The sequence below is a fragment of the Peredibacter sp. HCB2-198 genome, from assembly GCF_045999315.1.
Lineage (GTDB): Bacteria > Bdellovibrionota > Bacteriovoracia > Bacteriovoracales > Bacteriovoracaceae > Peredibacter.
In genome coordinates this window covers 106,622-123,480 of the sequence record NZ_CP174607.1, presented here as the reverse complement: position 1 = coordinate 123,480, position 16,859 = coordinate 106,622, and the positions used below count along the sequence as shown (strand labels likewise).

Here is a 16,859-nt window from a genome sequence, read left to right as displayed (position 1 = left end):
TTTAAAACATGCATGGCTTAAACATTTGGCAAATCCTTTGGGACTCTGGCCTTGTCGTTAAATTCGTTCTTCTACTTCTTATTCTTGCGTCTGTACTTTCATGGACCATCATTTGGCAAAAGTACAAAGAGCTTAAGGCCGTAACTCTTGCCAACGATAAGTTCAATGAGTTCTTCAAGAAAAGTAACTCAATCACCGAGATCAATCGTGAAGCGAATGAGAACCATGATTCAACCATGAGTCTCATGTTCCGTCGTGGTTTTGATGAACTTAATAAAGTAAGTGAGAAGTTAAGCAACGCTGGTAAGAACAATCTTGCTCAGTACTTTGCTGATCACGGCTTCCAGTCCTTAGAGCGTGCTCTTAAAACTGGTTACAATTCTGCAAACGAAAAAATGGACCTAAGAGTGTCAACTCTGGCCTCAATCGGTTCAATCACTCCATTCATTGGTCTATTCGGAACAGTGTGGGGGATCATCGACGCTTTCTCTGGTCTATCTCAGGGTGGCGGTAGTATCGAAGCGGTTGCTCCCGGTATCGCAGAAGCACTTGTTGCAACAGCTGTTGGTCTAGCGGCCGCTATTCCGGCAGTGTGTTTCTTTAACCTTTTCAACAATCAAATTGCTCGAATCAATTCTCAGATGGAATCTTTCTCACAAGACTTCCTTAACCTGATTGAGCGTACGATTCTGATCAAGAAGGACTAATCCATGGGTATGAACATGGGGTCTGGTAAAAAAGGACCTGTTTCAGACATTAACGTTACTCCACTTGTGGACGTGATGCTGGTGCTTCTGGTGATCTTTATGGTTACTGCACCAATGCTCTTCAGCGGAATTGATCTAAAACTTCCTAAGACTCAAAAAGTGAATAACGTGGGTCTTCGTCCGGAGCTTGTGATTCTTTCCATCACTGAAGCTGAGCAGTTTTTCATTGGTAAAAACTCTGTTGCTTCTAAAGACCTGGTTCCAGCGATCTTAAAGCAATTAAAAGCAAGTAAAACAGAAGTGGTTTATCTCCGTGCTGATTACAGCCTTCGTTACGAAAAAGTCGCGAAGCTTATCGCCAACCTTAAAAAGGCCGGCGTAAGCAACATCGCATTAGTAACTGAAGTGGAGAAGAGTAAAGAATAATGTTCTCCAAGACAGATGATTTTAATAAAAACTTTCTGATCTCCCTTGGGGCCCACACGGTCCTGTTCCTGCTTTGTTTTGCGGGAGGAGAGCTTATCTCAAAAGTTTGGAAAAACGGTGACGTTGAAATCATTCGTTCTTCTGTGCGCGTTGATGTGGTAGGGATGCCGAAGTTTACGATTCAGGAACTGAAGAAAATGCAGGCCGAACCCATCATCGAAAAGCAGCCCGAAGTTGCTAAAGGTGTAAAAGAGGAAACGAAGGTCGAGACTGAAGACGTCATCAAGAAAGATGATCTCGTGATTCAGGAGCAGGATAAAAAGAAAAAGGCCAACTTTCTTAATATGCTGAGTGATTACTCCAGCAAAAAAGTGACTGCTAAGGCCCAGAAGAAAGGTGCTGTCGCCGCTACTGGTGATAAGAATCTTGATTCTCTTGTCATTGAAGGTAACCGTCTTTCTAAAGGGTCAGCACTGGTAGGTGACTATACAGATGAGCAGAACTCAGAGTTCTCAGCTTATGTTCAAAACCTTCCGGGTGTTATTCGTCCATTCTGGAAACTTCCAAGTTACTTAATGGATAAGGACCTTCGTTGTCGTATTAAAATTTATCTTTCATCTACAGGTCATCTTTTAAAACTTGAGATCCAGGAATCATCCGGGACCAGTGAATTTGATTCTCGTGCTGAGAAGGCCGTTCGTGATGCATCTCCATTTCCTAAACCAAGTGAAGAAGTGGGTGCTCGTTTAACTAATTCAGGAATTATCTTAGGATTCCCTTTATAGAGGTTTATATGAAACTTATTCTTGCTCTATTCGTACTGTTGTTCCAAATTTCAGTATTTGCCCAGGATGCAGTAATTGCAGTTGGAGCGGCCGAGCAAGATAAAGATAAACTTGTTATTGATGATCCTGAGTTCAACAACCTCACTGGAGACCAAAAGCGTTTGGCCACTGAGCTCACGGATGTATTAAGAAATGATTTCATTTTCTATAAGCACAAGTTCAATACGGTTGATTACTCTGATAAGGGCAAGAAGAGCTATAACTTTCCTGACGTAGAAAAGTGGAAGGCCGGAGGAGTGACTTATTTCGTTGCCACTGAAATGGGGAACGCAGGTGCTGGTGTTGAAGCGAAAGTAAAAGTATGGTCAGTTCTTACCAATAAAGAACTTTTGTCTAAAAGCTGGAGAGTGGCCCCTCAGGAACTAAGAAGCATGGGTCACCAGATTTCTGATGCTATTTATCGTTCGATCACTGGCAAAGCATCAATCTTCAATTCAAAGATCGTTTTCGTTTCTGACCGTACAACAAAGGGCAGAGATATTGAGAAAGAACTCTATATTATGGACTTCGATGGCCGTCGTGTAGATAAGCTTACGAACTTCAATTCAGTTGTTATCTCGCCGTCAATTTCACCGGACAACTCTAAGATCATGTTCTCGCTAATTGCTCCTAAGAAAGATCTATCCCGCAATAAAGTGCGTATGATTAAGAACATTGACCTTAAAGTGTTTGACCTTAAAACAAAAAAGGTCAGCACTATCTCTGAGCGTCCAGGCATTAACTCTGGTGCGATCTTCAGCACTAATGAAGGTCTTATCTACTTAACTCTTTCATACAGCGGAAACGCTGATATCTATGAAATGAACACTTCAACAGGTGCGATGAAGAAGATCACTTCTCACTACGGTGATGATGTAGATCCATCTATTACTAAAGATGGTAAGATGATGGCCTTCCTTTCTAACCGTCCTGGCCGTGCTCACGTTTATACAATGGATCCTTCTGATACAGAGAAGAGTGTGAAGCGTGTGTCTTTCGTGGGTCAATTCAACGCTGCTCCTCGTTTCTCACCAGATGGTAAAGAGATCGCTTTCACTTCATGGGTGGATAATGGATTTGATCTTTATCGTATTGGATCTGATGGTAACAACCTGGTTCGTCTGACGAAGAACTTTGGATCTAATGAAGAGCCTAGCTATTCCGGAGATGGAGAGTTCATTATCTTTACATCAAAACGCATAGTTAACCGTAAGGCCGTCCAAGATATATACATTATGAATAGAGAAGGTGAGATTTTGGGCCAATTAACCCAGGATTTCGGCCGCTGTTTCTCTCCTCAGTGGACTAACCTATAGAATTTACTAGAAAATTTGAAGATATTTTAAACACCGCAGCAAAATAGTCTTGTAAATTTTTCAGCCAGCATGTAATATCTCCCTATCAACGCACTGTGTAATTTTTAAACGAAATTAGATAATAAGTGTAAAGGGGATCAACATGAAAACAGCTTCAATCCAAAACGAACTTGCTACTCTTTCTACAGTTCTTCTTTCTAACCTAGATGAAGTAGTATTTTTCTCAAAGCTTTCTGGCTTCGTTCAAGACGTAATGAACGAGTACAAAGTACTTGGTTTCGAAGTTCTTTCAGATGGTTGCACTCGCCTTGTATCAGAAAATGGTCAGGCACTTTCAAATGCCAAACTTTTAAACAAAGGCCAAGGCCTTTCTGGATATGTAGCTCGTATGAAAAGAGCTTACTACTCTAACTCAGTTAAGCGTGATCCTATCGCTTCTACTGGTCTACGTGACGATGCTGTTGAAGCTGAGCTTTGTATGCCAATCATGGTTGAAGGTTCAGTAATCGGTACAATCAACGTTCAATCACTTAAAAAAGATCGTAACTTTGGTGAGTCAGAAATCGTGATCCTTAACGATATCCTTGCTCAACTTCAATCTCCGATCCGTAATATGCACCTTTACCTTATGGCGAAAAACCTTAACCGTGAGCTAATGTGCAAAATCGAAGCAAAAGAAAAAGAACTTTCTAACCGTGTTGAAATCCAGGTTACAAAAGGTCTTGAAGATAACTCACAAATGATTGGTCTTTCTAAGAACTTCCTTGAAATCGTACAGACTGCTAAGAAAGTAGCTGCTCAAGATTTCCCGGTTCTTCTAGAAGGTAATCACGGTGTTGGTAAGAAGATTCTAGCTCGTAAAATCCATACTTGGTCAGGCCGTAAAGGTGGAGTAGTTGTAGCATCTTGTGGTGCTTTCAATGAAATGCAACTTGACCGTGAGATCTTCTCTTCTAAAGGTCTAATGGTTCAAGCTAACGGTGGTACTCTAATCATCGACGATATCGGTTCAACTTCTCAATATATCCAAACTAAGCTTCTTAGAGCTCTAGTTGCTGGTGAGATGATCGCGGTTGATACTGAAGAAAAAATTGCTCTTAACGTACGTCTTATCGCTACTTCAAAAGTATCTCTAAAAGATCTTGTTGAAGCTGGTTCATTCAAAGAAGAACTTTTCTACAGACTTAACACTGTAGCTCTTAAGATCCCTTCTCTGAAAGAGCGTCACGATGATATCAAAGTTATGGCAGAGCACTTCCTTAACTCTGGTAAAGCTGAGAAGAAAGTTCTAACTTCTGGTGCAATTGAGAAGCTTACTTCTTACTTCTGGCCAGGCAATGCACACGAACTTAAAAACATTATGGAGCGTACTTATATTCTAACTGACGGCCAATACATCGAAGCTTCTCACCTTCCTGAGTTCGCAGTAGAAGTAAAAGTTGAGAAAGTTGAAGCTCCTGTTAAGTATGTTGAATTCACTCTGTTTGATCTTGAGAAGAAACATATCATTGACACTCTTGATCATTTAGGTGGGAATAAAACACGTGCAGCTAAAGCTCTTGGAATTACAGTGAAAACTCTTTACAACAAACTTCACAGCTACGGTCTAATCGAAGCTCGTGAACAATAAAAAAAATTGAAGAGTTAGAGAGAAAAAAGTAAAATAACACGACTAGGAGCTAAATATGTCTAAATCACCAGCAACACTTGATGAGAAACCAGGATCAACAGGCCCTGCAGAAGCAATGACGATTAAAAACTTCCGCTCAAACGGTGATATCGAAAACTTCTACCGCTACATCCATGACAATGGACTTCGCCGTGAAGCTTTCATGTTGATGGAATACGCCATCAGCAAAGTTGCCAAAGCTCGCAAAGGCAAACGTTCTAAGACTCTTCAGTAAAAAAAAATCTAACAGGGCCCTAAGAATGGGGCCCTCATTATTTTAGGCCACATGTCGTGTGGCCTGTTTTTTGGGACCACATGGAAGTATCTGCTAAGACCAAAATCGTTTTCGATCCTCTTTACGGCTTTATCCACTTAACAAATCTTGAATGGGAAATCATCCATACTCCTTTTTACCAACGTCTTCGTTGGATTAAGCAGTTGGGATTCACGTTTTATACGTTTCCTGGTGCTGAACATTCTCGTTACGGTCATTCGATCGGCGTGATGTTCAATGCTCACAAGATCCTTCAAAGGTTAGGGAAGGCAGTGCCTGAGACTGATCTCTTTGATGATAGTGTGCAATCGCCTGCAAAGGCCTTTCATCAAAGTATTCGTCTTGCCGCTCTCTTGCATGACCTGGGAACTTTTATGTTCTCACATACAACTGAGATGGCCTACATCCGTTACGGTGAAACGACTCATGAGAAAAATGGGAAAGGTCATCCGGATGATCATGAACATTTAGGTTCATACATTATTAAAAACACCGATTACCCTCGTGGTATCACTTATATCCTAAAGAAGTATCGCCTTGATCCTCAGAAGATCTCAAACCTTGTGAAAGGGATTGATCCCAACGTTCTTGCGAACCAGATCCTTCACTCTGAAGTGGATTGTGATCGAATGGACTATCTCCTTCGTGATGCTCACTATTCTGGAATCAAGTACGGAACTTATGACCGTGACTATCTTCTTCATCACTTCCGCGTTGCTGAAGTCAATGGACAAGAAATCGTGGCGATTCACCATAATGCTCTTCACGCTGTGGAAGATTTCCTCATGGCGAGATTTGCTTGGTACTCGCAAGTGGTGCGTTCTGCTCGTGGTGCTCGTTTTGATGCCATTGCTGAAGAGCTTACGTTCTATATGCTGGAGAAGGGCAAGATCTATACTTATTCTCAACTCATGGACTTCATCGCGAATGATCCGGACAAGTTCTACACGTTCAATGATCAGTATTTTATGAATCAAGTTCATCACTATTACACCAGTGGTGAGTTCGATAAAAATCCTCGCATTAAAGATCTCGCTTTCAGTCTATTGTTCGGTAAAGCTCCTCGCACCATTAAGTGTGAAGAGTTTAAGCAACGAATTCTTTCTCAAGATGAAGATCAAGTTTATGAGAAGATCGTGAAGAAAGCCGAAGCGAAGATTGTAGAGATTAAAGAGATTCTGAAGAAGAAAGGCACTGATCAAGATTGGATCGTGGAAGATCTACCGAAGAAGAACATTATCTTCGTTAAGTCTCGGAAGAAGCTTGTGAAGTCGAAGACTTTCGATAATCTTTTACTAGAAAGAGACCCGGCCAAGATCCTTATGGATAATGGGGACGTGAGACTTCTAGGGGACGTTGAGAATTCGATCATCAGTGATCTTCAAACGAAGTTTAATTTCGTTCCGAATGTTTACTGCTCGGACTCGGCCTATGAGCTTCTGAAGCAAGAAGGGATTATTACAGGCTAGCTTAAGCTAGCCTCGAAATATCATGAGGTTACGACAGTAAATCTTAAGGTGGAGCAAAAGATTTAAGCTTTCTTTAAAGACTGACTAATTTACGACGAAAAGTAGGTATGGGCCTCTTTCGAGTATTCAGTCTAATTTTTCTTATTTTGCAGGTATCCTGCAACTTTCAACGCATTAATATTGATCTGCCGGCCGGGAAAATGACAGGTGGTGGCCCAGCACCTAGTGGACCTCCTTTGGTTGTTCCTCAAAATACTTGGGTCCCGATTGTGGCCGAAGGTCTAGTGGGTGGAAGAGGGCTCCACACAAGTACCAAATTGAGTAACGGAAACATTTTAATTGCCGGTGGATCTACCGGTTTCAATGCCGCTCTTTTTTCGGAACTTTTCGATGTTGCCGCCGGAAAAAACAGAGTTATCGCTGGCACCAACATTGGAAGAATGTGGCATAAATCGGTGCTGCTCAATTCAGGTCATGTCCTCGCCATAGGTGGTACTGATGTTTCTAGTGCTCCTATTAATTCGTGCGAACTCTTTGATCCATTAACTGAAACTTGGTCTTTAACTGGTTCTATGAGTGACCCTCGCGTTGGTGCTGCTGTTATTAAGTTACAGGACGGAAGAGTGTTGGTCGCTGGGGGAAATAATGGGAGTGGTATTCTTAATTCGGTCGAAATCTATGATCCCGTCACTGGATCATGGTCTGCGACTGGAAATTTGAATACCGAGCGCGAAAGGCACGACATCGGAATTTTAAGTGACGGTAGAGTTTTTGTTAGTGGCGGAGCTGATAATACTGGAACTCCACTTAGCACTGTCGAAATTTACGATCCTCTGACTGGAGTCTGGACTTTTCTTTCACCTATGTTGGATCCTCGAGCGTCCCATAATATGGTTGCTCTTGATAATGGCAAATTTCTGGTAGTGGGAGGAGAATCTAACGGGATGATCAGTTCTACGAGTGAAATTTATGACCCTGCTTTAGATACGTGGATCGCGGCCGGCCAACTCAGTGTAGAGAGAATTGATTTTAGAGTAGAGAAGGGTTTGAATGGAAAAGTGTATTTGTTTGGTGGAATGAATACCAATAGCAATCTAACTGATCACGTTGAAATTTTTGATCCTGCCACAAATCTTTGGACATTCATTGTTCATGATAGTGGAAAGCGCGTGTATCACGGCTCTGTTCTTATGGACGATGGAAGAATTCTTTTCACTGGTGGCGCAACTACTGCTGTATTAAGGGACTCAGTAATCTTTGATCCGACAGACAATTCCTGGGAAATTTATAATCTCCCTTTTACCGAAAGAACTTTTTTCACTGCAACTCAATTGAACGATGGAAGAGTGATTCATATTGGAGGGCAAGGCCTCGGTTACGTTCCTGAAACTCTGATGTACACTCAAGATACCACTGTTTCTCTCATGGGTAACTTCAGGTCTAGTACGTCACTAGGTCATAAGCGTATGATTCATGTCAGCGTAAAATTGACTGACGGTAGAGTTCTCGTTACTGCTGGTCAGAATGACGGTGGTCCACTCAAAACGGCCTTTATTTTCAATCCCACTAATGAAACCTGGACTCAAATTCCAGATCTCTCTACTGAAAGACTTAGCTCGGCCGCTGAGATTTTGAATGATGGACGAGTTTTAATTACTGGTGGCTCAGATGCGGCCTTAACCCGTTTGGCATCAACTGAAACTTATAATCCGGCAACGAACACTTGGTCTCCTGCGGCCTCTATGAGTGAAGCTAGACTATATCATGCCATGGTAAAGCTTAATGATGGGCGAATCTTGGTGGTCGGTGGTCATAACACTGCCTTTCCGATGGCGCCTTTTCGGGATACCGCTGAAATCTATGATCCAGTAACGAACACCTGGAGTCCTACCGGGACACTGACAGAGGGGAGGGCACTTGCTCAAATGGTGAAACTTAATGATGGGCGAGTCATGATCATAGGTGGCCAAGGTAATTCCGGATATTTAAATAGTGCTGAAATTTTTGATCCAACGACTAACACATGGACTTTGACTGCACCTATGAGTCTGGAAAGGTTCTATCACACAGCTCTGACACTCACTGATGGAAGAGTCATGGTTATAGGTGGAAGAAATGCGGCCTCTTCGGCCTTAGATCAAACGGAATTTTTTGATCCTCTGACTGGCCTATGGACAGCAGGTCCGACTCTTAAATTTCCTCGCAGCCAACATGCGGCGACACTTCTCAATTCGGGTTACATTCTCATCAGCGGAGGCATGTCTACCAGTGGTCCACTTGCCATCTGGGAAGTCTTTAGACCTTGATCTTTTTGGTCAGTCATTCAGCTGACCCTTCATCTTTACTTTCTTAGTTCAAACTCGGTACAATGTTTGCATAATGTTAAATAGGTTCCATGAGGGAACCTCAAAGTATAGGCAGGTTTCACGGATGTTAACCGGTCGTCTTCCACAACAAGGCCGAACTCACGCGGGTTCAACTAATCAGAATTACTTATTTCATCTCGACAATTTGTCGGTGGAGTATGGCTCCGTCAAGGCCTTAAAATCCGTTCAGCTCACGATTTACCCTGGTGAAATTTTATTCGTCACTGGCCCTTCTGGTGCCGGAAAGACATCACTTTTAAACGTCCTTGGTGGTCACCTTGCGCCTACTTCTGGTAAAGCGATTCTTCCACAAGAACGTAATTCAAAACATTTTGTGTCCACCGTGTTTCAAGATCTGCGTCTTCTTCAGAAAAAGTCTTGCGAAGACAATTTATGGTTGGCGTATGACAGTTCAATCTACAATTCAAAAAATGATTTCTATAAAGAGATGACTGATCTTGCTCGTCATCTGCAAGTGCATGATCACTTAAATCGCAAAGTTGAAGATTGCAATGGTGGTTTTAAGAGTAAGGTCGCGATGATCAGAGCACTTCTGTCTCGTCCTACTGCGGTTCTTGCGGATGAACCAACCGCCGCACTTGATAAAGACAACTCCTACCGACTATTCGAAGTGTTGAATCACTATAATCATAAAAAAGGTCTGACTCTTGTTTGGGCGACTCATAACAAGGAACTCATTAAGCAGTTCCCTGGAAAAATCGCGCATCTAGATCAGGGCCGCTTAGTTTATTCGGGACACGCATGTTTTATCTAAAAGAGTTTTTCAAATCTATCGGTGAATCTCCCATTCGTGGGGTGAGCTTTTTGTTGTTCTCTTGTCTTCTGGCCATGAGTCTTACTCATCGTTCAATGATTGCGAACATGATTGAACGTGTGACTCCGGAAAAAATGGTGAATCCATATTTTGTAGCAGTCGTGGATGGAGCAGTAGACGCGGACAAAATTAAAGGTGTGCTGGCCCGCTTACCGGGTGTGATGAATATTGATGATAAAGAATCAGATCGAAGCCGTACAAAGCTCAATGGTCTGGTGGCACAACTTGGTTCAGATTACTCACTTAGTTCTGATCTTATGAACTTTAAATCAATGCGTATTGTGATGAGTCCGTCACTTTCTGTTGAGAGTTTAGAGTTTGTGCGTAATCAAGTGGTGAAAATGGGCGGTAAAGAGCATGTGACGGCCACAGAGATCAAATACCCAGAAGTGACTTCAGTCATGAAGGCCCATCCTTTTTATAGTTTTCTGGCCAAGGCCGGAGACTGGGGTGTGATTGCTATCATCGCTCTTTGTTGGATCATTTCTTACTGGCTTTGTTATGATGTTTTCCGTTCTCGCTCATACATTATTGAAAAGTTTCAGCGTAAAAAACTGGTCGCCGCAAAAAGCATTGCCACTGGTCTTATGATTGTTCTTGCGACTTTCACAGGTCTGGGAATTTGGAACGGGACACTTAAAGTGTTTGATACAGTTATTCTCTTTATGGTGTTCTCAGTGTTCTGGACGTTCTCAATGCAAGACTGGAGATGGAAACCAACTCTATGAGATTAAGTCTCATCCTCGCATTAACTCTTTCAATCAGCGCATCAGCGGCAGTCAGACGTCCGACAGATGAGCTTTCCCGTTACCGCACAGAAGTGATGGAGATGGGGGCGCGTCTTTCAACTCTCGAAAAAGAGATCGGATCAAAGAACAATCTTTATCTTTCAAGCATTGAGCAGATCAAGCAGTTTGAAGGGGACATTAAGCTTTATCGTGAGGCGCTAAAGAAGAAGCAAGTTGAAGTACTTGCCGCACAGGTTGAAAACAAGCGCATTCTAAAAAATTACCTTCTTGAGAGTGAAAACGACACGACCGAGCCTTGGCAAAGAAAGGTCCACTTAGAACTTCTTAAGCAGGCCCAAAGCAAACTTAAAAACAAAGAAACTGAACTCGCTTCTTTTCAAACGAAAGTGGCGGAGTTTGATGTTAAGCTCGTTGATCTTCGAAAGAACGAAGAGGAACTAAGCCAGGTCATTCAGGAACTTGAAGCACGCAAGAAAACCGCCATGGAAACTTATCTCACTAAAGTAGAGAAAAAGAAGAAGATGGAGAGCGTGGTTCAAACCAAAAAGCTGGAAAAGCGCATCGCTGTTGTAAAAAAAGAGATGAGCGCTGCCCCGATCATCGAGAAAAAGCCTGATCGTATTTTTCACAGACCAGTTGATGATTATCTAAGCTTTACTGCCAGTCCAAAGGGTGTGACTTTCAAATACCAATCTGCTCAACCAGTGAAAGCTGTGGGTGGAGGGAAAGTGGTCTTTGCAGGTGATCTCGCGGCCTATGGACAAGTGGTTCTCATTGATCACGGCAATGATCTTAGAACAGTTCTTCTTGGAAAGATGAACGTCAGAGTGAAAAAGAATGACTCTGTTCAAGACGGCGATATTCTCGCTTACACGCTTAACGACACTCAAGAGCCTCAAAATCTCTACTTCGAAGTTCGTAAGAAAAACACCGCTCAGAACACTATTTTGTGGTTAGAGCAGACTGGAGTGAGTAAAATCTAAGACGTAAATCAAGTCTTAGGAGTACTCATGTCTCGTCTTGCATCTCTTGCATTCCTGTCTGTTTTTCTAGTCTCTCCGGCCATCGCCCGCGATGAGAAAAAAACAGCATCGGCCCCCGCTCCAAAAATTTCCGAAAATCGTTCCCGTTTTGAGCAGCTGGAACTTTTCAATAAAGTTCTTCACCTGATCGAAACTCAATATTATCGTCCAGTAAAAACTGAGATCCTGGTTGAAGGTGCTTTGAAAGGGATGATGGAGACACTGGATCCGCACTCAGCGTTTTTGAATAAAGACTTCTTTGAGAAAATGCAAAACGATACGGCCGGAGAGTTCGGAGGACTTGGACTTGAAGTGACCCAGAAAGAAGGCGTAATTTACATTATTACTCCGATTGATGATACGCCGGCCTTCAGAGCAGGCATTAAACCAAAAGACAAACTGGTTGAAATCAATAACGAGCCCATTGTTGGTATGACTCTTGAGCAGGCCATCGAGAAAATGCGCGGAAAAGTTGGCGAGAAGATTCACCTTGGTATCGTTCGTGAGGGTGAAGAAAGTGTGAAGCATTTCACGCTGACTCGTGAAATTATCAAAGTTAAACCAGTAAAGTCTGACCTTATTCAAGATCGCTATGCTTATATTCGTTTGACTCAGTTCCAAAAGCGCTCAGCTGAATCTGTTGAATCAGCGCTTAAAGAAATTAGTGCCAAGGCCAAAGGTGGTTTAGGTGGAATTATCCTGGATCTTCGTTCAAATCCCGGTGGTCTACTTGATCAAGCTGTTGATGTTTCTTCAATCTTCTTAAAAGAAGGGATCGTTGTTTCAACTGAAGCACGTGATCCGCAGAATAAAGACATTCGCTACGTGAAGAAATCTGGTTTCAAAGATCTTACAACTCCGATGGTGGTACTGATTAACGGTGCTTCGGCCTCTGCTTCTGAGATTGTGGCGGGTGCTCTTCAGGATTATCAACGTGCCATTATCATGGGATCTCAATCTTTCGGTAAAGGCTCGGTTCAAACTGTTGCTCAACTTGATAAGTTCACTGGTGTGAAGCTTACGATCGCCCAGTATATGACTCCAAAGAACCGTAAAATTCAAGCGGTAGGAATTAAGCCGGATGTTCAAATCGAAGAAATGAGCCAGGCGGATTTTGAAAAGAGCTTGAAGGAAGATCGTTATATTCGTGAGAAGGACCTTAAAAACCATCTAACGGCGACGATTGAAACGCCAGATGAAAAAGCAATCCGTGAGGCCAATGAGCGTAAAGAACGAGCTCAAAGAATTAAGGCCATGACTGAGAAGAAGACGGCCAAGAAAAACGGTGAAAAAGAAGAAGATCTTTTCAAAACTTATCAACCAGCAGAAGACTATCAAGTACTTCAGGCCGTTCGTTACTTACAAGGCTTTGGCGTATTTGAAACGTTCTTGAAGGCATCTAAGTAGTAATGATGGGATTTGATGCGGCCTCGGTCTCTGACCTTGTGTCCTCCATTAAAGACGTTTTAGAAGAACAGTTCCAGGAAGTGATGGTTCAGGGAGAGGTGACAAATCTCTCCCCATCAGGTGCGGGCCATTGGTACTTCACTTTGTCTGATGAAAATGCCGCCTTATCTTGCGCACTCTTTAAGGGTGATGCTCTTAGAAATCCACTAATTAGAAATTTAAAAGACGGTGACAAAATTGTTATCGTTGGGCCCATTAGTGTTTATCAGAAGCGTGGCTCATTCCAGCTTCTCGCTAAAAGAATTTTTCCTGCTGGAGAAGGGCAGCTTAAGCTTCAGTATGAACGCTTGAAAGCAAAGCTTTCTCAGGAAGGACTTTTTGATATCGAAAAGAAAAAAGAAATTCCCAAATTTCCGAAACGAATTGCAGTCATTACCGCCGAACATGGTGCCGCTCTTCAGGATTTTCTGAATGTGATGAACCGTCGTTCTCTGTGGATGGATGTGCTGATTGTTCCGGCCTTAGTTCAAGGTGATGGTGCTCCAAGATCTCTCGTGGCCGCGCTTAAAAAGGCACAGGCGATTGCTGATGTGGATGTGATTGTGATGACTCGTGGGGGAGGAAGCATGGAAGACCTTTGGGGCTTCAATGATGAGAACCTCGTTCGTGCTATTTATGATTGCCCAATTCCGGTGATTAGCGCCGTTGGCCACCAAGTAGACTTCACTCTTTGTGACTATGTGGCCGATCATCGTTCAGAAACTCCGACTGCGGCGGCGGAGACACTTTCTCAGCCGCAAACGGAATTAAAAGCACGTCTTACATTTTGTCAGACTCACTTAAAATCTGATCTCTTTAAACTTTATCAGCATGTACAACTCATGACTCAGAAGTTTCATCCAAAAGAACTTCTGGCACTGATGAAGGAAAAGATTCAAGACGCTCACATGAGACTTAAGTCTATCCATCTCTCTGAACGTGCCACGGAACTCATTGGTCTACCAGAGGCCGAGCAGCGTTTGGATGAGGCCGAGCTTAAGCTTATGCACAATATGCAGATGAAGAGCGCGACTTTAGCTGAAAAGCTTAATCGTTTTGAACATGTGTTAGAGGCCTTGAATCCTTCGAAGGTTTTAGGCCGTGGCTATTCTTACGTTACGACGAAAGAAGGGACAGTTCTTACTTCACTTAAGGACTACTCAAAGGCCGCTTCAGGATCAAAAATTGAAATACAATTCCACGATGGAAAAGGTCTAGCGATAAAGGAATAATCATGAAATACATCTCTCTCACTCTTTTGGCCCCATTCCTCCTAAGCTGTGCGATTGCTAAAAATCCCGTATCTCGTGAAGAAATCATTCATCCCGGTGAAGTGAAGTGGCTTGAGTTTAAAACTACTGACGTGGGTGTAAAGCTCTTCTGTAAAGGACAAGAAGTAAAAGTAGAGGCCAACAAAGACAAGGCCCAGGCCATTGTGATCGAGAGCTACTTTTCAGACCTCCAGCCTTTTACCTGTAGTCTAAAATTTAATGATCAAGTCTTGGAAGAAGTCTTCTTTAAAGTCGTGGAGAAAGAATATAAGGCCGAAAAGTTAAAAGTTGATCCAAAGAGAATCAAGTTATCGGCAAAAAATCAGAAACGAGCAGACGCTGAGCAGTTAGTATTGAATAAAATTTATGCTTCTTCAGAACCGAAGTTTCTTTTCAAGCAGGCCTTCCAGGAACCAATGAATAGTGTGGTCACCAGTGTTTATGGAACTAAACGTGTTTATAATAACGTGAAAAAGGGCCAACACTTAGGAACTGATTACCGTGCGGCGATTGGGGACAAAGTTCCTGCTGCCAATGCCGGTAAAGTTGTATTTGCAGGAGATCTTTTTTATACAGGCTGGACCGTCATTATTGACCACGGAATGGATGTTTTCACGGTGTATGGGCACTGCTCAAAAACTTTAGTGAAAGCAGGTGAGATGGTAGAAAGGGGCCAATTGATCGCTCTTTCTGGAAATACTGGAAGAACTTCTGGACCTCATCTTCATTGGGGTGTAAAAATTCAGGGCCAGTATGTTGATGGCTTCGTTCTTATTGATGAGACGAAAAAAGCTTTTAAAGAGTAAATGCAATCACACTCAGGACTTCTGCAATTTAGAGTAGACCCTATGTTGTCGCCGGATCTTCGGCGCTCGATTGATGCTATTCTGACTGGTCTTAAAGACGCAGAACGTGCTGATTCTCTTTCGGTCCCACTTTCTACAAAAAAACTCACCGTAGATTTTGTTTCTGAAAGCTCCCTTCATACATTAAAACCAGGACCAGAGTTTCGTATCTGTGTCCTGGACAGTAACCAAGGTCTTTTTAGCTTTGGACAGAACCTGGATGAATCTCACGTTCAAGCGGTCCTGGACGATAGTCTCGATTTAAAACAAATTGAGCGCTTAATTGCTCCGAGACTTCAGGGTCTCGTGAAAGTAAAGGAAGAGTCGTTCGTAACGTTAGGGATGAAAAACATCCGAAAGTTTGAAACTCGTGCTCGTAAAATCACACAGAACGCTTTTACTTCAGAAGATCTTTTAAATTACGCTCAGGCCCTGGTGGATTTAGAAAAAGATCTCATTCAGGCCGATGATTTAGGGAAGCTCGAGAAAGTTTTAAAACAATTTACGAAAGTAAATATTGAGCGCTCGAAGTTTCAGTTCCTATCTTCGGGAGAGCTGGCGGAAGTGACTCCTAGTGAGAACTTTCTATTACTTCCACCGTTTAAGGGTGTGTTTATCGCGATTGAAATGAATTGGAATGATGAAGACCATTTCCGTCTCATGAAGCGTCTCTTTTTCTTCTATACCTTAGTGAACTTTTTTAAATCTCAGCAAAACATTGAAGATCCTTTCTTTGATGAAAAGCTTTGGGAAAGTGTTCTTGATAGCATTCCGTTTCCGGTGGCGCTTCTTTCAGAGAAAGCAGAGGTCCATCAGCATAATACTTTATTTGCAAAGCTCGGGTTTGCACCAAGTGGTTGCTTGAAGTTAAAACTTCGTGAAAAGATTCTTATTAACGACATTCCTTATAACGTTTATCGAAAAGATGTTTTCCATCTGGATGAGAAAAAGATTCTCTTCGTGTTCTTCACGGAAAGCTTCTTCCTGAAAGGTGACGGTAACTTAACTCCATCCGGCCAGGAGCTGGGAATCATTAGTTCAAGTATCGCCCACGAACTCAATAACCCGATTGCTGGTATACAGGCCGCTTTAAGTCTTCTGCTTTTAGATGAATCGCTTAATCAAGAAGCTGAACAAACTTTGACTGAAATGAAAAACGGAGCGATCCGCTGTAAGCAGTTGATTGAGACTTTCCTGGGTTTCTCACGTGCCAATCCAAGTAAGCTTCAGATTTATGAATCGACCATGAGTCCGATTGAGATCTGTTATCAGCAGGCACAAAACCTTCTGCGTTTCCGTACTGTTGAGAGTGGCATTCGCTTCAACTTTGAGTCCATTAAGCACGCTGACTTTAAGGCCCAGGTGAACCTAAGTCTTTTGACGATGACGTTTTATCTGATCCTAGGTGAGCTTATGACCCTTTATTCTCATCAGCTTCTGGTGGCGAACAAGAACCAAATTGAGAAGGTGATTAAAGGGGAGATCGTTGAGTCTTCGCAGGAAATTCAGATTCAGCTTCATGAGCTTAATATCTCAAATTTGGGTCTTTCTAAGCTCATTCAGAATCTTCTTACAATTGAGAATTTCGTGCTTCAGGTGTCGGATTACTCTTTGAGATTTATTTACAATCCTTAGAGTAG

15 protein-coding genes are annotated in these 16,859 nt (G+C 42.5%); all 15 read left to right on the top strand.

Features of this window, described 5'->3' with window-relative positions; translation table 11 throughout:
• Positions 1–8 precede the first annotated feature (8 nt).
• The 15 genes from ACJVC5_RS00670 to ACJVC5_RS00600 all read left to right on the top strand — a co-directional run bounded on the left by ACJVC5_RS00670 (position 9) and on the right by ACJVC5_RS00600 (position 16,854).
• Entirely contained in the window at positions 9–707 is a 699-nt protein-coding gene (locus ACJVC5_RS00670; RefSeq protein WP_408097453.1) for a MotA/TolQ/ExbB proton channel family protein, read from the top strand.
• A gap of 3 nt (positions 708–710) precedes the next feature.
• Positions 711–1,133, top strand: a complete 423-nt coding sequence (locus ACJVC5_RS00665; RefSeq protein ID WP_408097452.1) for a biopolymer transporter ExbD — start codon at positions 711–713, stop codon at positions 1,131–1,133.
• Complete coding sequence (locus ACJVC5_RS00660; protein ID WP_408097451.1) at positions 1,133–1,918, top strand: cell envelope integrity protein TolA; 786 nt, start codon at positions 1,133–1,135, stop codon at positions 1,916–1,918. The genes ACJVC5_RS00665 and ACJVC5_RS00660 overlap by 1 nt, the downstream gene beginning before the upstream one ends.
• 8 nt (positions 1,919–1,926) lie before the next feature.
• Positions 1,927–3,273 carry a TolB family protein gene (locus ACJVC5_RS00655; RefSeq protein WP_408097450.1) on the top strand — a complete coding sequence of 449 codons (1,347 nt, stop codon included), beginning with the start codon at positions 1,927–1,929 and terminating at the stop codon, positions 3,271–3,273.
• A 142-nt stretch (positions 3,274–3,415) separates the two neighbouring features.
• The gene (locus ACJVC5_RS00650) at positions 3,416–4,903 is read left to right on the top strand and encodes a sigma-54-dependent Fis family transcriptional regulator (protein ID WP_408097449.1); all 1,488 of its coding nucleotides are present in this window, start codon (positions 3,416–3,418) and stop codon (positions 4,901–4,903) included.
• 55 nt (positions 4,904–4,958) lie between these two features.
• Positions 4,959–5,177, top strand: coding sequence for a hypothetical protein (locus ACJVC5_RS00645; protein WP_408097448.1), 219 nt, complete (start codon positions 4,959–4,961; stop codon positions 5,175–5,177).
• An 80-nt stretch (positions 5,178–5,257) separates the two neighbouring features.
• Positions 5,258–6,685 (top strand): HD domain-containing protein, encoded by a 1,428-nt coding sequence (locus ACJVC5_RS00640; protein ID WP_408097447.1) that lies wholly within the window; start codon positions 5,258–5,260, stop codon positions 6,683–6,685.
• 146 nt (positions 6,686–6,831) lie between these two features.
• The gene (locus tag ACJVC5_RS00635; RefSeq protein WP_408097446.1) at positions 6,832–8,991 is read left to right on the top strand and encodes a Kelch repeat-containing protein; all 2,160 of its coding nucleotides are present in this window, start codon (positions 6,832–6,834) and stop codon (positions 8,989–8,991) included.
• A 124-nt stretch (positions 8,992–9,115) separates the two neighbouring features.
• Positions 9,116–9,826, top strand: coding sequence for an ATP-binding cassette domain-containing protein (locus tag ACJVC5_RS00630; RefSeq protein WP_408097445.1), 711 nt, complete (start codon positions 9,116–9,118; stop codon positions 9,824–9,826).
• The gene (locus tag ACJVC5_RS00625; protein ID WP_408097444.1) at positions 9,814–10,614 is read left to right on the top strand and encodes a hypothetical protein; all 801 of its coding nucleotides are present in this window, start codon (positions 9,814–9,816) and stop codon (positions 10,612–10,614) included. Before ACJVC5_RS00630 ends, ACJVC5_RS00625 begins: the two co-directional genes overlap by 13 nt.
• Complete coding sequence (locus tag ACJVC5_RS00620; protein WP_408097443.1) at positions 10,611–11,618, top strand: murein hydrolase activator EnvC family protein; 1,008 nt, start codon at positions 10,611–10,613, stop codon at positions 11,616–11,618. Before ACJVC5_RS00625 ends, ACJVC5_RS00620 begins: the two co-directional genes overlap by 4 nt.
• 27 nt (positions 11,619–11,645) lie before the next feature.
• Entirely contained in the window at positions 11,646–13,064 is a 1,419-nt protein-coding gene (locus ACJVC5_RS00615) for a S41 family peptidase (protein ID WP_408097442.1), read from the top strand.
• A 2-nt stretch (positions 13,065–13,066) separates the two neighbouring features.
• Entirely contained in the window at positions 13,067–14,335 is a 1,269-nt protein-coding gene (gene xseA / locus ACJVC5_RS00610) for an exodeoxyribonuclease VII large subunit (protein ID WP_408097441.1), read from the top strand.
• 2 nt (positions 14,336–14,337) lie between these two features.
• Entirely contained in the window at positions 14,338–15,180 is an 843-nt protein-coding gene (locus ACJVC5_RS00605) for a M23 family metallopeptidase (protein WP_408097440.1), read from the top strand.
• Entirely contained in the window at positions 15,181–16,854 is a 1,674-nt protein-coding gene (locus tag ACJVC5_RS00600; RefSeq protein ID WP_408097439.1) for a histidine kinase dimerization/phospho-acceptor domain-containing protein, read from the top strand.
• The last annotated feature ends 5 nt before the right edge of the window (positions 16,855–16,859 follow it).

What these genes read in the sequence shown, in the direction of transcription:
- ACJVC5_RS00670 (WP_408097453.1), top strand. Translation starts at nt 9, where the DNA reads ATGCATGGCTTAAACATTTGGCAAATCCTTTGGGACTCTGGCCTTGTC.
- ACJVC5_RS00665 (WP_408097452.1), top strand. Translation starts at nt 711, where the DNA reads ATGGGTATGAACATGGGGTCTGGTAAAAAAGGACCTGTTTCAGACATT.
- ACJVC5_RS00660 (WP_408097451.1), top strand. Translation starts at nt 1,133, where the DNA reads ATGTTCTCCAAGACAGATGATTTTAATAAAAACTTTCTGATCTCCCTT.
- ACJVC5_RS00655 (WP_408097450.1), top strand. Translation starts at nt 1,927, where the DNA reads ATGAAACTTATTCTTGCTCTATTCGTACTGTTGTTCCAAATTTCAGTA.
- ACJVC5_RS00650 (WP_408097449.1), top strand. Translation starts at nt 3,416, where the DNA reads ATGAAAACAGCTTCAATCCAAAACGAACTTGCTACTCTTTCTACAGTT.
- ACJVC5_RS00645 (WP_408097448.1), top strand. Translation starts at nt 4,959, where the DNA reads ATGTCTAAATCACCAGCAACACTTGATGAGAAACCAGGATCAACAGGC.
- ACJVC5_RS00640 (WP_408097447.1), top strand. Translation starts at nt 5,258, where the DNA reads ATGGAAGTATCTGCTAAGACCAAAATCGTTTTCGATCCTCTTTACGGC.
- ACJVC5_RS00630 (WP_408097445.1), top strand. Translation starts at nt 9,116, where the DNA reads ATGTTAACCGGTCGTCTTCCACAACAAGGCCGAACTCACGCGGGTTCA.
- ACJVC5_RS00625 (WP_408097444.1), top strand. Translation starts at nt 9,814, where the DNA reads ATGTTTTATCTAAAAGAGTTTTTCAAATCTATCGGTGAATCTCCCATT.
- ACJVC5_RS00620 (WP_408097443.1), top strand. Translation starts at nt 10,611, where the DNA reads ATGAGATTAAGTCTCATCCTCGCATTAACTCTTTCAATCAGCGCATCA.
- ACJVC5_RS00615 (WP_408097442.1), top strand. Translation starts at nt 11,646, where the DNA reads ATGTCTCGTCTTGCATCTCTTGCATTCCTGTCTGTTTTTCTAGTCTCT.
- xseA (WP_408097441.1), top strand. Translation starts at nt 13,067, where the DNA reads ATGATGGGATTTGATGCGGCCTCGGTCTCTGACCTTGTGTCCTCCATT.
- ACJVC5_RS00605 (WP_408097440.1), top strand. Translation starts at nt 14,338, where the DNA reads ATGAAATACATCTCTCTCACTCTTTTGGCCCCATTCCTCCTAAGCTGT.
- ACJVC5_RS00600 (WP_408097439.1), top strand. Translation starts at nt 15,181, where the DNA reads ATGCAATCACACTCAGGACTTCTGCAATTTAGAGTAGACCCTATGTTG.